Source organism: Lentzea sp. NPDC036955 (assembly GCF_055608005.1).
Genome location: NZ_JBVJRC010000002.1, coordinates 889,980 through 902,783 on the forward strand (window position 1 = coordinate 889,980; position 12,804 = coordinate 902,783).

Here is a 12,804-nt window from a genome sequence, read left to right on the forward strand (position 1 = left end):
AGGCCCGGCTATCGCGAACACGGACCTCGACACAGGCCCTAATGCGCGACGGCGGCGGCGCCGTGCTCGTCGACGAGGGCGCCGGTGGTGAAGCGGTCGAGGGTGAACGGCTCGTTGTACGGGTGCGGTTCGTCGTGCGCGACCGTGTGCGCGAAGCAGTCGCCGACACCGGGCGTGGCCTTGAACCCGCCGGTCCCCCAGCCGCAGTTGAGGTACAGGCCGCCGACCGGGGTGAGGCCGACGATCGGCGAGGCGTCCGGCGAGACGTCGACGATGCCCGCCCACGTCCGCAGCAGGTGTGCCCGCGCGAACACCGGGAACAGCTCCAGCGCCGCGGCCATCTGCTCCTCGATGACGTGGAACGAACCCCGCTGGCCGTAGCCGTTGTAGCTGTCGATGCCCGCGCCCATCACCAGTTCGCCCTTGTGCGCCTGGGAGACGTAGACGTGCACCGCGTTGGACATCACGACGGTCGGGTGCACTGGTTCGAGCAGTTCGGACACCAGGGCCTGCAACGGGTGCGAGGCGAGCGGCAGCCGCAGGCCGACCATCTGCGCGAGCACCGAGCTGTGGCCGGCCGCGCACAACGCGACCTTGCCCGCGGCGATCCGGCCACGCGACGTCCGCACCGCGGTGATCCGGCCGTGAGCCGTTTCCAGGCCGGTGACCTCGCAGTTCTGGATCAGGTCGACGCCCATGGCGTGCGCGGCCCGCGCGTAGCCCCAGGCCACGTAGTCGTGCTTCGCGATGCCCGCACGCGGCTGGTAGGTCGCGCCCAGCACCGGGTAGCGCACGTCCGGCGAGGTGTTGACGATCGGGCAGAGTTCCTCGACGCCGTCGGGGTCCACCCACTCGGCGTCGATGCCGTTGAGGCGGTTGGCGTTGACCCGCCGGACGCTGTCGCGGACGTCCTGGAGGCTGTGCGCGAGGTTCAGCACGCCGCGCTGGTCGAACAGGACCGGATAGCCGAGGTCGTCCTCCAGGCCCTCCCAGAGCTTGAGCGAGTGCTCGTAGATGCCGGAGCTCTCGTCCCACAGGTAGTTCGACCGGATGATCGTGGTGTTGCGGGTCATGTTGCCGCCCGCGAGCCAGCCCTTCTCCAGCACCGCCACGTTCGTGATGCCGTGGACCTTCGCGAGGTAGTAGGCGGTGGCCAGGCCGTGGCCCCCGCCGCCGACGACCACGACGTCGTAGGAGGCCTTCGGCTCCGGGTTCTCCCACAGGAAGTCCGGGTGCTCGGGCAGATGGGCTCCTGGCGGGCTGGTCATGCGACGCCTCCAGCGGGAATCACCTGGTCGACTTCTGGTATATCAGTCTGTGGGTTACCGTAGGTCACATGAACGCACGGGTCAACGACGAGCCGGCGGCCGTCTCGCTCACCGAACGGGCGTACGCCGTGCTGCGCGACCGGCTGGTGATGCTGGAGATCAGGCCGGGCGAGCCCATCAACGAGGACCGGCTGCGCGCGGAGCTCGGCGTCGGCCGCACACCGATCCGCGAGGCGCTCAAGCGCCTGGAGCAGGAACGGCTCGTCGTCGCCTTCCCCCGCCGCGGCACGTTCGCCACCGACGTGAACATCTCCGACCTCTCCCACGTCTCCGAGGTGCGCCGCACGCTCGAACCGCTGGCCGCCGCCGCCGCGGCCGAGCGCGCCACCGCAGCGGACCGGGCCGCCCTGACCGGGCTGCGGTCCCAGCTGGAGACCGCAGCCCGGCCGGGCGACAACACCGCGCTGCTGCGCGCCGACGTGGACGTGCACCGCGCGATCTACCGGTGCGTGCACAACCCGTTCCTGGAGGACACGCTCATCTCCTACGACAACCTCGCCACCCGCATCTGGTGCGTGTTCCTGCCGCGCCTGTCCGGGATGGCCGGGCACGTCGACGAGCACGTGCCGTTGCTGACCGCGATCGTCGAGGGCGATGCCGAGAAGGCGGCCGAGCTGGCCTCCCAGCACGTCATCGGGTTCGAGCGGGCGATCCGGGCCCTGATCTGACCTTGGCGCCGGTCGCCGCGGCGGGCGGGGTCGGTCAGGCGGGGTGCCCCAGGCGGGCCGAGAGGTCGCGGGACGCGGCGCGCAGCTCCTCGACGACCTCGGGCACGCGCTTCTGCGAGAGCCGGTAGGCCGGTCCGGCGGCGCTGATCGCGGCCACCACGTCGCCGTGCGCGCCGAACACCGGGACGGCGACCGCGTGCAGGCCGGGTTCGAGCTCCTCGAAGCAGGTCGCGTAACCGTCCGTGGCGGTGCGCCGCAACTCCTCCCGCAGCCGCACCGGATCGGTGATCGTGCGCGGCGCGCAGGCCTCCAGGTCACCGCCGAGCACGCGTTCCCGGTCCGCACCGGACGCACCGGCGAGCAGGACCTTGCCGCTGGACGTGGCGTGCAGCGGCGTGCGCTGGCCGACCCAGTTCTGCGCCGCCACGGCGGAGCTGCCGCGGGCCTGGCTGACGTTGAGCGCGTTGTCGCCGTCGAGGACGGCGATGTTGACCGTCTCCCCCAGCTGGTCGGCGAGCGCCGAGCAGACCGGGCCACCCAGCCGGGCGTAGTCGAGCTGGCCGGTGACGGCGCCCGCGAACCGGAGCATGCCCAGTCCGATCCGGAACGGTCCGCGCTCCCCGTTCTGCTCGACGAGGTCGCGGGCGCGCAGGGTGCAGACGAGTCTGGACGCGGAGGACTTGTGCACGCCGAGCTCGGCCGCGATCTCGGTGATGCCGGCCTCGCCGTTGCGCGCCAACAGCTCCAGGACGGCGATGGCCCGGTCGACGGACTGCACGAGCGCTCCGTCGCGCCCCTCCCCGTTGTTGCTCATGAAGCCAAGGTAACGCTTTCGACCGGCTTCCCCGGCGTCCGTCACCGGGCTGTTGCGTGAGGACGGTCGGTGGTGAGGGCGTTCCGTGCTACCCCGGTAGCACGCCGGAACACCCGCTACCGCGGTAGCGCTCGCGGTGGGCGCCGGGGTACGACGACGCCACGGCGCCGTCCCCCTAGCGTTCCCGATGTGCTCAGCTCCCGTTCCGCCCCGGTGCTCCTCGCCGGTTCGTTCGTCCTGTTCGGACTGGCCGGGTGGGCGCTGCGGCTGCCGCTGGGCCTCGACAGCGCGGTGTACCGCTCCGGCGCGCTGGCCGTGCTCCGCGGTGAGGCGTTGTACGACCACCTCACCGCCACACCGGAGTGGGCGGTCGACCTGCCGTTCACCTACCCGCCGGTCGCGGCCGTGCTGTTCACGCCGCTGGCGGTGCTGCCGACCCAGCTCACGTGGGCGGTGTTCGCCGCCGCCACCGCGTTCGGCGTGGGCGTGGTGCTGCGGTGGACCACCGGCCGGACGCCGTCACCGCTGCTGTTCGCGGCGGTGTTCGGTCTCGAACCGGTGTGGCGGACCGTCGGGTACGGACAGGTCAACGTGCTGCTCATGGCCGTCGTCGTGGTCGACGTGCTGCGGCAGGGCCGGTTCTCCGGCGTGCTGGTCGGGATCGCCGCGGCGGTGAAGCTGACGCCGTTGGTGTTCGTGCTGCACCTGCTGGTCACCGGGCGGGTGCGGGACGCGGGGCGGGCGCTGGCGGTGTTCGGCGGTCTGCAGCTGCTCGGTTTCCTGCTGCTGCCCGGTGACTCGCTGCGGTACTGGGGGTCGGCGGTCCTCCGCGGCAACGACGCGACGGGCAACGGGCACCTCGCCAACCAGTCGATCTCCGGTGCGGTGCAGCGGCTGACCGGTGCGGCACCGTGGGCTCCCCTGCTGGTCGCGGCGCTCTGCCTGGGCTGCGTGGCCGCGGCGGCGGTGCTGGCCCGGCGGGCACACCTGCGCGGTGAGCCCCTGGGGGCGCTGCTGGTCACAGCGTTCTGCGGGCTGCTGGTCAGCCCGATCTCGTGGTCGCACCACTGGGTGTGGGTCGTGCCGCTGGTGGCGTTCCTCCTGCGCGGGCCAGGTGCCGCGCAGGTGCCCGTCTGGGCGGTCTTCGTCCTGTGGCCGCTGCTGGTGCCGACGGGGAACGCCGTGCTGGACAACCTCTACGTGCTGGTCGCGGTCGTCGGTGGGGTGCTCGCGTGGCGCGGCCTCCTGTCCGGGGGTGGAGTAGGTTCGGCGCGAGTGGATGATCTTCCGGGGCGGTGGGGCGGATGAGGGGTGCCGTGGTGCGGCAGTTCCTCGCCGCCGGCGTGTTCACGTTGTTCTCGGCGAGCAGGCTGGTCAGGACGCCGGCGTCGGCGGGCTGGCGGCGCCTCCGGATCGTGCTCGTGCTCGGCGTCGCGTCCTGGGTGGTCTTCCTGAACGTGGTCGGCCCGGCCGAGCTGCGGTTCACCTACTCGTCGATCCCCGCGTGGTGGTTCACCGGTCTCGCCGTCGCCGCCGTGCTGCTGACGCAGGTCCACCCGCTGTGGGCGTGGCGGATGCTCGCGGTCGTGATGGTGTTCGAACCGGTGGTCCTGCACGACTTCCGCTCGGCGTGGGGCTGGCCGTGGACGCCCGGCACGGTCCTCGCAGCCGCGGCGGCACTGCTGACCACCGCCCAGGCCTACCGGCAGACCGTGCTCGTGTGGGTGTTCTTCTTCTCGATGGTCGTCGTGTGGGCGCACATGTGGGACTACCGGGACATCTTCCTGGTCGGTGCCATCGTGGGCGGTGTGCTCGTCGTGGGCAACGCGATGCGGTTGCGGCGCGTGGCCGAGGCCGACCGCAACGAGCAGTCCCGGCGCCGCGAGGTCGAGGAGGTCCGCGCCGCCACGCTGCAGGAACGCGCGGTCATCGCCCGCGAGCTGCACGACGTGGTGGCGCACCACATGTCCGTGCTGGCGCTGCGGGCCGGGAGCGCGCGGTACCGGTTCCCCGGTCTGTCGGCGGAGCTGGAGGGCGAGTTCGCCGAGATGCAGGAGACCGCGCGGGAGGGCCTGACCGAGATGCGGCGGCTGCTCGGCGTGCTGCGCAACGAGAACGGCGAGGCCGAGACCGCGCCCCAGCCGCGCGTGGAGCAGATCGCCGAGCTGGTCGACCGCCTGCGCAGCGCCGGAGTCGCGGTGACCGTGCGGTTCGACGGCGACGTGAGCGGTGTGCCCGGCGGTGTCGCGCTGTCGGCGTACCGGATCGCGCAGGAGGCGCTGAGCAACGCCGTCCGGCACGCCCCGGGGTCCACTGTGGACGTGCGCGTCACGGCGGACGCCGACCTGCGGGTGGTGGTGCGCAACAGCGCCGCCGCCGAACCCGGGCCGCCGACGGACGACCGGGCCAAGCACGGCCTGCTCGGCATGCGGGAGCGGGTCGCGACCCTGCGCGGCACGATCGTCGCGGGTCCGGGCGAACGGGGTGGTTTCGTCGTGGCGGTCACGCTGCCCCTGGCCGGGAACGAGGACCAGCCGTGAACACGACAGTGCTGATCGCCGACGACCAGACGATGGTCCGGCAGAGCTTCCGCGCCGTGCTCGCCGCACAGCCGGACATGACCGTGGTCGGCGAGGCGAGCAACGGCGCCGACGCCGTGCACGCGGCCGTCCGCGACCGCCCCGACGTCGTGCTGATGGACGTGCGCATGCCGGTGATGGACGGCCTGGAGGCCACCCGGCTGATCCTCGGCACCCCGGACCTCGGCACGCGCGTGCTGATGCTGACCACGTTCGACGTCGACGAGTACGTCTACGGCGCCCTGCGGGTCGGCGCCTCCGGCTTCCTGCTCAAGGACGCCCCGCTGGAGGACCTCGTCAACGCCGTGCGGGTGGTGGCGGCCGGCAACGCCCTGTTCGCGCCCGCCGTGACCCGCCGGCTGGTCGCGGAGTTCGCCGCCCGCCGCCCGGGCGCGGTGCGGCCCGAACGCGCCGACCGGCTGACCGCGCAGGAGCTGAAGGTGCTCCGGCTGGTCGCGCGCGGCCTCTCGAACACCGAGATCGCCGCCGCGCTGGTGATCGTCGAGCAGACGGCGAAGACGCACGTCAGCCGGGTGTTCGCGAAGCTCGGCGTGCGCGACCGGGCGCAGGCGATCGTGGCCGCCTACGAGATGGGCATCGTGGTCCCCGGTGAGTGAGCGGTAAATCGTTCGTCCGGCGCGTTCACCGGACCTACCCTGCCTGGATGGTGCAGGGGGAGATCGACCGCACAGCAGAGGAAGAGGACTTCTCCGGGGTCGCGTGGCTCGACCACGGCGGAGAGGTCGAGATCGCACGCGCCTACGGGCTCGCCGACCGCGCCCACCGGGTGCCCAACACCGTCGACACCAGGTTCGGCATCGCCAGCGGCAGCAAGGGCTTCACCGCGCTGGCCGTGCTCTCGCTGGTGCACGAGGGCAAGCTCTCCCCGGACACCGCGGCCCGTTCGCTGCTCGGCGGCGACCTGCCGCTGATCGCGGACGACGTGACCGTCGAGCACCTGCTCACCCACACCTCCGGCATCGGCGACTACCTCGACGAGGAAGCCGGCCACGAGCTCACCGACTACGTCGTCGGCGCCGCGCACGAGCTGACGACCACCGAGGCGTTCCTGCCGCTGCTCGACGGCCACCCGGCCAAGTTCCCCGCGGGCGAACGGTTCAGCTACTGCAACAGCGGGTTCGTCGTCCTCGCCCTGCTCGCCGAACGCGCGAGCGGCACCGGCTACCACGACCTGGTCCGCGAACGCGTCCTGCGGCCCGCCGGCATGACCAGGACCGACTTCCTGCGCTCCGACGAGCTGCCCGGCGACGCGGCCGTCGGCTACCTGCCGATCGACGGCGTGGACCGCTCCAACGTCTTCCACCTGCCGGTGCTGGCCACCGGCGACGGCGGCATCCACACCACCGCGGCGGACATGTCGGCGTTCTGGCGCGCCCTGTTCGCCGGGCGGATCGTGCCCGACGTCGAGGAGGTCGTGCGCCCGCGGTTCGACGTGCCCGAGGACGAACCGGTGCAGTACGCGCTGGGCTTCTGGCTGCGCGGCGGCACCGACACGGTGATGCTCGTCGGCAGCGACGCCGGGGTGTCGTTCAAGTCGACTCACGACCCGCACACCGGCACCACCTGCACGGTGCTGTCCAACACCTCCCCCGGCGCCTGGCCGATCGCTCGCGCCATGGCCGACGGACGATGGTGATCGAGTGGCCGGCGTCGTCGGCCTTCGCGATGGCGCAGTCCGACACCACCGGCAGTCTGTTCCGAATGGACAGTGCGGCGAGGAGCACCGGAGCTGCTGCCGGCCCGCACCTCCCGGTGGCGAGCGCCGCACCGGCGCCGGCGCGGCGGACAGGCGGCCGATCCCCGAAGTACCAGCCGTCACAGCCCGCGCGCCGACTTCCGGCACCGGCGGGGCAGACCGGGCGCCGCCCAGGCGCCCGGCCCACCGCCTACTTGTCGTCCGGGTTGCCGCAGAGGCCGCTGTCGTTGTCCGACAGGACCGGCACGGCGATGACGTTGACGTCGATGAAACAGGCGTTGATGTCGCTGGCGATCTCGGTGTCGTCGAGGTCGACGAGGCCGACCTGGTGGGTGAGGTCCAGCTCGGGGGTGGCGGCCATGGCCTGCGAACCGAAACCGAGGAAAGCGCCCGCGATGGCGACGGCCGCTCCTGCCTTCTTCAGCACGAAATCTCCTAAGAATGGTTGTGTTCACTCGGGACTCGGCGAGCAACCGCTCAGCCGGAACCTCGCAGCACCGTAGCCAGACCGGTGCGGGACCCAGAAATCCATGATCACGCGATGGTGTGAATGTCGGCCGATCACCACACCATCGGGTTGTTTCGCGCAATTGATGTTTGCGCCGTGTCGTCCGTTTCAGGTGGTTCCCGCCCTCCCCGAGTTGCCCGCGTCACATCGGGTGGAAGTTGACACCGGTGTCAGCACCTAGCGTCGGGGCAGCGCGTTCCGAAGGCCGGAACGCCACCGGTGGAGGAGATCCGCGATGGGCACTGCGTTGGGCTACAAGGCTTTCGGCGGACCGGAGGTCCAGGAGTTCTTCGAGCGGCCCGATCCGGTGCCCGGTCCGGCGGAGGTCCTCGTCCGCGTCGAGGCCGCCGGGGTCAACCCGCTCGACCACCTGCTGCGCTCCGGGCGCGTGACCGCGATGAACGGCGACGTGCCCTTTCCGCAGGTGCTCGGCATGGAGGCAGCGGGAACGGTCCTCGCTGTAGGCGCCGACGTGACCGGGCTGGCCGTCGGTGACCGGGTCACCGGGTTCGCGCTCACGTTCGCGGGCACCTACGCCGAGACAACGCTGTTGCTCGCCGAGTCCACGGCCCGCATCCCCGACGCGCTGCCGGCGACGTGGGCGGCGACCATCCCCGTCGCGGGCACCACGGCGCTGGACGTGGTCGACCAGCTCGACCTGCCCGCCGGTTCCTCGCTGCTGGTGAACGGGATCGGCGGCGGTGTCGGCATCGCGCTGGCGCAGGTCGCGCGTGACCGCGGCCTGGTCGTGACGGGCACGGCGAGCTCGGCCAAGCGGGAGCTCGTCGCGAAGACCGGTGCGACCTTCGTCGACTACACCGGGGGCGATGTCGTGCAGCGGTTGCGCGAGTTGGCGCCCGACGGGTTCGACGCGGTGGTCGACACCGTCGGCGGCGAGTCGTTGCGCGCGGTGGCCGCACTCGCGGTGAAGCCGGAGGCGCTCGTCTCCGTCGGTGACCCGTCGGTGGCAGACTTGGGTGGCGCGGCGGTCCGGCGGCGGCTGGACCGGGCGGGGCTCGAACGCGTGGCGGAGCTGATGGTCGCCGGGCGGCTCGACCCGCACATCACCGGCACCTACCCGCTCGCGCGGGCGCAGGAGGCGCTGGCGCTCGTCGAGTCGCGGCACGCCACGGGCAAGCTCGTCGTCGACCTGAGCCGCTGACGGCGCTCAGCCGGTGGCGGTCCCCTGCCGGTAGCTGGTGTTGATCTCGATCAGCTCGTCGAGGACGGCCCTGGCCTCGACGAGCCTGGCGATGTCGGCGGTCAGCCGGTCCCGTTCGCCGGTCATCGTGGTGAAGGCGTCCTCGGCGACGGCCCTGCTGTCGCTGTCCACGCAGGGCAGCAGCCGCGCGATCACCTTGCTGCTCAGGCCCGCGTCGAACAGCCGCCGGATGATCTCGACGCGCACGGCCGTCGTCGGCGGGTAGTGCCGCTGCCCGCCGACGGACCGCGTGCTGTGCATCAGGCCCTGCTGCTCGTAGTAGCGCAGCGAGCGGGCGCTGACCCCGGTCAGCCGGGCCAGTTCTCCGATCCGCATGCCACCAGCCTAGGCGGGTGGCATGCGGATCTCGTAGCCGCGTCATTCGACTGCCCAACCCGTACGCATTGACAACAACGGCGGTCAGAATGACGACTGCGGTCCGCATCGGAGCCTGTAGCTTGGCTGAGCGACCTGCGACAGGTAGTTCCAGGCCGAACCGGCCACTCCCCCAGAAGAAGGCTCCTCATGGCACACACCGCTCTGCTGAAAGTCACGGCCAAGCCCGGCCGCGCGTCAGACGTCATCGATTTTTACCGGGTCACGCTGGCTGCCACGCGCTCCCGTCCGGGACTCATCGGGCTTCGCGTGGTGCGCGAGGCGAAAAACCCCGACAACTTCATGCTGATCGAGCAGTGGGATTCCAAGGAGGACCAGGCCGCTTACGCCGCCTGGCGCGCCACCACACCGGAAGTCAGCGAGGCTTTCAGCGAGATGATCGACTCGTTCTCGCTGGAGTGGTGGGATGAGATCAACGCCTGACACCGGAGAGTCATGACCGGCGAAGACATTTTTTCCGACGTGATGAGCACATTGCGTCTCAGTTGCGTCCTTGCCGGTCATCGGTCCGGTTCGGGCGATTGGTTGATCCAATCGCCACCGCCAGGCAGGGTCAAGGTCCTGGCGGTGACGCGAGGGCAGATCAAGTTCCGCCTCGGCAAGGAGCCGGAGTGGCTCGAAGTAGCAGCCGGTGAAGCGCTTGTCCTGGATGGCCGGTCTCCGTTCGTGTTCGGCACGAAGCTCGACATGGCACCCACGCAGGCCGTCCTCGGCGAGCGGGACATCTCGCCCTCGCCTGACGATGAGACCGTGTGCGTCACCGCGCACGTCGACCTGAGAGGCGGGGCTGATCTGTTCCTGCAACAAGCCGTGCCAGCCGTCACCCACGTTTCCGCTGATTCGAACGCCGGCCCGGCCATGGGATGGCTGCTGCGGCAGCTGGACGTTGAGATGAAGCACCGGCTGCCCGCATCTCACCGCGCCTCCGAACACGTTTTGGAGATCCTCTTCATACACGTCATGCGCGAGTGGCTGTCGGCCGGCTTGGCACTCCCCGCCGGCTGGATCCACCTCTTTGCAGACCCGGTGCTCAGCCCTGCCGTGAGACTGATCCACCACGAGCGCAAATTCGCCCTGTCGGTCGGCGAGTTGGCGCGCGCCTGCGGGCTTTCGCGGACGGTCTTCATCGAAAAGTTCCGCGAAAGTGCCGGGATTCCTCCCGCCTCGTACGTGTTGCAGTGGAAGATGCAGCTGGCACTCAGCCTCTTGGAAACCACGGAGATGTCGGTCGACCAGATTGCGCGACATCTTGAATATTCGTCATCGAGCGCGTTCAACGTCGCGTTCAAGCGCTCGACGGGGAGATCGCCCGGAAGTCTCCGGAAAGCAAGGCGTTGAAGCGCGCTACGAGGAGTGCCAGGTGACGGCGCTGCCGACGTCCGCGCGGGAGGTGCGGAAGCCGTTCACCGGGTGCGCGAGGTCGGGGTGGCCGAACGAGACGCCGGCCACCACCCGCCTGGTCGCGGGGAGCTCGAAGTGGTCGCGCAGGAAGTCGCTGTACCCGGCGAGGGCGGCCTGGGGTGCGGCGCCCAGGCCGAGGCTCTGGGCGGCGAGCAGGAATGAACCGAGGTAGAGGCCGCAGTCGACGGCGCCGTAGACTCCCAGGTCCGCCTCGGTCGTGATGATCGCGACGTGCGGTGCGTCGAACAGCTCGAAGTTGCGCAGCAGCTGCCGCGCGGCGCCCTCGTGGTCACCGCGTTCGACGCCGACGCTGGTGTAGAGCTGCCTACCGCATTCCCGTCGGCGTTCCTGGTAGACCCCGGTGTACTGGACGGGGAACGGGAAGTCCGGCTGACCGGGGTGCTCCCGCAGGTGTCCGAGCAGCCGGGTGCGGAACCGCTCGGTGCCGGCGCCCTCGGTGACGACCACGTGCCACGGCTGGGTGTTGCACCACGACGGGGTGCGCTGCGCGAGCGCGAGCAGCTGCTCGATCGTGGACCTCGGGACCGGGTCGGGCAGGAACTGCCGGCAGGTCCACCTCTCGTCCAGCAACCGCCGCAGCGCCTCGTGCAACCCGGTCGTCGTGCTCACTGCGACCTCCGCGGCGGTGTCGATCTCCCGGCCGAAGCCAGTGGTGCTGCCCAGATCGTTGACCCGGTAATTGATCTTCCGCGCTGACCGGCCAGGCTGGTCCCGCTTGTCGAGTGCGGAGGTCGGCTCGGGGGCTGAGCGCCCCGAGGAGTGGCCGGCCGGTCCGCCGAGGCGGGGCGATGGGTCGCCAGCGGGCGGGACCACCACCTCCGGGCGTCCTCAGTTCAGGACGCGGTCGTGGAACTGCGGGAGCGGGTGCGGGACCTTGCCCTCGGGCACCGGTGGGTGGCCCGACGGGTCCGACGGGAACGAGATGACCTCGATGAGGTAGCCGTCGGGGTCCGGGGCCAGCGTGATGGTGATGCCGCCGACCTTCAGCGGCGGGTCGCACGCGAGGGCGTAGCCCGCGTCCGCGATCTCGGCGGCGGCTGCCGCGGCGTCGTCGACGGTGAGGACGAACGGCGTCCACGCGGGCGCGCCGGACTGGACCGGCATGCTGTCGCCGCACATCAGCACCACCCTGCCCTGACCGCTCGCGTCGGCGAGCACCACCTCGGTGACGTCCGGTGCGGTGAACTCGACCCGTTGCAGCACTGACAATCCGATCGCTTTCGTGTAGAAGTCGATGGACCGTTCCAGATCGCTGACCACAATCTTGGCGTAGCTCAGGCGGACTTCCATGGCGTGCGCACCTCCGGGCGTTCGATGCGGTCGCGGGGGACGATCAAGCGCAACATAATGTGTTGTGCAAGATCTTGTCCACACTCGACGGAGGAGTACAGCCGTAAGCGCACCACTGGACGGGTCACCGTCCTCTCCTTGCGTCTCGATAGGCGCTGCCGAATGACTTTGCGGACTTGTTCGATCCGGTCTCACCGACGAAGACTTCGAACAAGCGGCGAATGAGTGGCGCGAGAAACGCCTGTACCCCAGCACGCGACTACGAGCGCTCGGCATCGACATCGATCTTGCCAATGTCATGCCCGACGCCATCATCGGCGCAGATCCGGTTCACTTCTGGATCATTGAAGCCGTCGCGTCTGATGGTTTCGTATCATCGCCTCTGGAATCTGGACTTGGTTCACGGATGAGCCGGGCCTTTCAGCATGAATCGTGATGCACTCGTAGAGGTCCAGGACACGGTGCATCTCGGCGCAGGGTCTCCCGGCTGATCGCGGCGACGGTGCCGCGGTCGAGCAGGTGGAGCGCACAGCGTGCTCAGCGACCAGGTGGAGAACGCGGTGATGCCCCAGTCGGCGGGGGACGTCCGGCCGATCAGGCAGATCCGGTCACCGATCGTCTCCGGTCGCCCCGTTCCATGCGGACGAACACGCCCAGGCGACAAGCCATGGCCACCTCCGCACTCGACAAGCGGGACCAGCCTGGCCCGGTCAGCGCGGAAGACCAATTACCGGGTCAACGATCTGGGCAACACCACCAGCACGGCACTGCTAGCCTCCACATCACCCCTGGTCGACGGCGAGGACGTACTGCGTCATCGAAACTGTCCTTTCGGGATGGTCAGAACACGGTCAGAACGCGAGAGCTGCGACGACACCGGC

Annotated in this window: 14 protein-coding genes; 8 read left to right on the plus strand and 6 right to left on the minus strand. The window is 70.3% G+C overall.

Features of this window, described 5'->3' with window-relative positions; translation table 11 throughout:
• Positions 1–38 precede the first annotated feature (38 nt).
• Positions 39–1,268, minus strand: coding sequence for a sarcosine oxidase subunit beta family protein (locus ACZ7CF_RS09060; RefSeq protein ID WP_470369321.1), 1,230 nt, complete (start codon positions 1,266–1,268; stop codon positions 39–41).
• Positions 1,269–1,336: 68 nt separating this feature from the next.
• Between ACZ7CF_RS09060 and ACZ7CF_RS09065 the strand changes: the two genes are divergently transcribed.
• The gene (locus tag ACZ7CF_RS09065; RefSeq protein ID WP_360396581.1) at positions 1,337–1,996 is read left to right on the plus strand and encodes a GntR family transcriptional regulator; all 660 of its coding nucleotides are present in this window, start codon (positions 1,337–1,339) and stop codon (positions 1,994–1,996) included.
• Between the two features lie 34 nt (positions 1,997–2,030).
• Here ACZ7CF_RS09065 and ACZ7CF_RS09070 read toward each other — a convergent pair whose 3' ends face one another.
• Positions 2,031–2,810, minus strand: coding sequence for an IclR family transcriptional regulator (locus tag ACZ7CF_RS09070; RefSeq protein ID WP_470369322.1), 780 nt, complete (start codon positions 2,808–2,810; stop codon positions 2,031–2,033).
• 189 nt (positions 2,811–2,999) lie between these two features.
• Here ACZ7CF_RS09070 and ACZ7CF_RS09075 point away from each other — a divergent pair, with 189 nt between their 5' ends.
• From ACZ7CF_RS09075 to ACZ7CF_RS09090, 4 genes are read left to right on the plus strand one after another with little or no spacing between them, the layout of a single operon-like run.
• On the plus strand, positions 3,000–4,118 hold the full coding sequence (locus ACZ7CF_RS09075; protein WP_360396578.1) for a glycosyltransferase 87 family protein: 1,119 nt from the start codon (positions 3,000–3,002) through the stop codon (positions 4,116–4,118).
• Positions 4,115–5,350, plus strand: coding sequence for a sensor histidine kinase (locus ACZ7CF_RS09080; protein WP_470369323.1), 1,236 nt, complete (start codon positions 4,115–4,117; stop codon positions 5,348–5,350). The genes ACZ7CF_RS09075 and ACZ7CF_RS09080 overlap by 4 nt, the downstream gene beginning before the upstream one ends.
• Positions 5,347–6,006 (plus strand): response regulator, encoded by a 660-nt coding sequence (locus ACZ7CF_RS09085; protein ID WP_470369324.1) that lies wholly within the window; start codon positions 5,347–5,349, stop codon positions 6,004–6,006. The genes ACZ7CF_RS09080 and ACZ7CF_RS09085 overlap by 4 nt, the downstream gene beginning before the upstream one ends.
• A gap of 47 nt (positions 6,007–6,053) precedes the next feature.
• Positions 6,054–7,046, plus strand: a complete 993-nt coding sequence (locus tag ACZ7CF_RS09090) for a serine hydrolase domain-containing protein (RefSeq protein WP_470369325.1) — start codon at positions 6,054–6,056, stop codon at positions 7,044–7,046.
• Between the two features lie 250 nt (positions 7,047–7,296).
• Here ACZ7CF_RS09090 and ACZ7CF_RS09095 read toward each other — a convergent pair whose 3' ends face one another.
• Positions 7,297–7,533 carry a hypothetical protein gene (locus ACZ7CF_RS09095; protein WP_360396571.1) on the minus strand — a complete coding sequence of 79 codons (237 nt, stop codon included), beginning with the start codon at positions 7,531–7,533 and terminating at the stop codon, positions 7,297–7,299.
• Between the two features lie 316 nt (positions 7,534–7,849).
• On the opposite strand from ACZ7CF_RS09095, the gene ACZ7CF_RS09100 reads away from it, so the two are divergent.
• On the plus strand, positions 7,850–8,776 hold the full coding sequence (locus ACZ7CF_RS09100) for an NADP-dependent oxidoreductase (RefSeq protein ID WP_470369326.1): 927 nt from the start codon (positions 7,850–7,852) through the stop codon (positions 8,774–8,776).
• 6 nt (positions 8,777–8,782) lie between these two features.
• On the opposite strand, the gene ACZ7CF_RS09105 is transcribed toward ACZ7CF_RS09100, so the two are convergent.
• On the minus strand, positions 8,783–9,151 hold the full coding sequence (locus ACZ7CF_RS09105; RefSeq protein WP_360396568.1) for a MerR family transcriptional regulator: 369 nt from the start codon (positions 9,149–9,151) through the stop codon (positions 8,783–8,785).
• A gap of 189 nt (positions 9,152–9,340) precedes the next feature.
• On the opposite strand from ACZ7CF_RS09105, the gene ACZ7CF_RS09110 reads away from it, so the two are divergent.
• Both ACZ7CF_RS09110 and ACZ7CF_RS09115 read left to right on the plus strand, forming a co-directional pair.
• Positions 9,341–9,634: a putative quinol monooxygenase gene (locus ACZ7CF_RS09110; protein WP_360396566.1), complete on the plus strand. Its 294-nt coding sequence runs from the start codon at positions 9,341–9,343 to the stop codon at positions 9,632–9,634.
• Between the two features lie 12 nt (positions 9,635–9,646).
• Positions 9,647–10,549, plus strand: a complete 903-nt coding sequence (locus ACZ7CF_RS09115) for an AraC family transcriptional regulator (protein ID WP_458432183.1) — start codon at positions 9,647–9,649, stop codon at positions 10,547–10,549.
• Positions 10,550–10,555: 6 nt separating this feature from the next.
• Here ACZ7CF_RS09115 and ACZ7CF_RS09120 read toward each other — a convergent pair whose 3' ends face one another.
• The gene (locus tag ACZ7CF_RS09120; protein ID WP_470369327.1) at positions 10,556–11,242 is read right to left on the minus strand and encodes a nitroreductase; all 687 of its coding nucleotides are present in this window, start codon (positions 11,240–11,242) and stop codon (positions 10,556–10,558) included.
• Positions 11,243–11,461: 219 nt separating this feature from the next.
• Positions 11,462–11,923, minus strand: coding sequence for a VOC family protein (locus ACZ7CF_RS09125; RefSeq protein WP_470369328.1), 462 nt, complete (start codon positions 11,921–11,923; stop codon positions 11,462–11,464).
• Between the last annotated feature and the right edge of the window lie 881 nt (positions 11,924–12,804).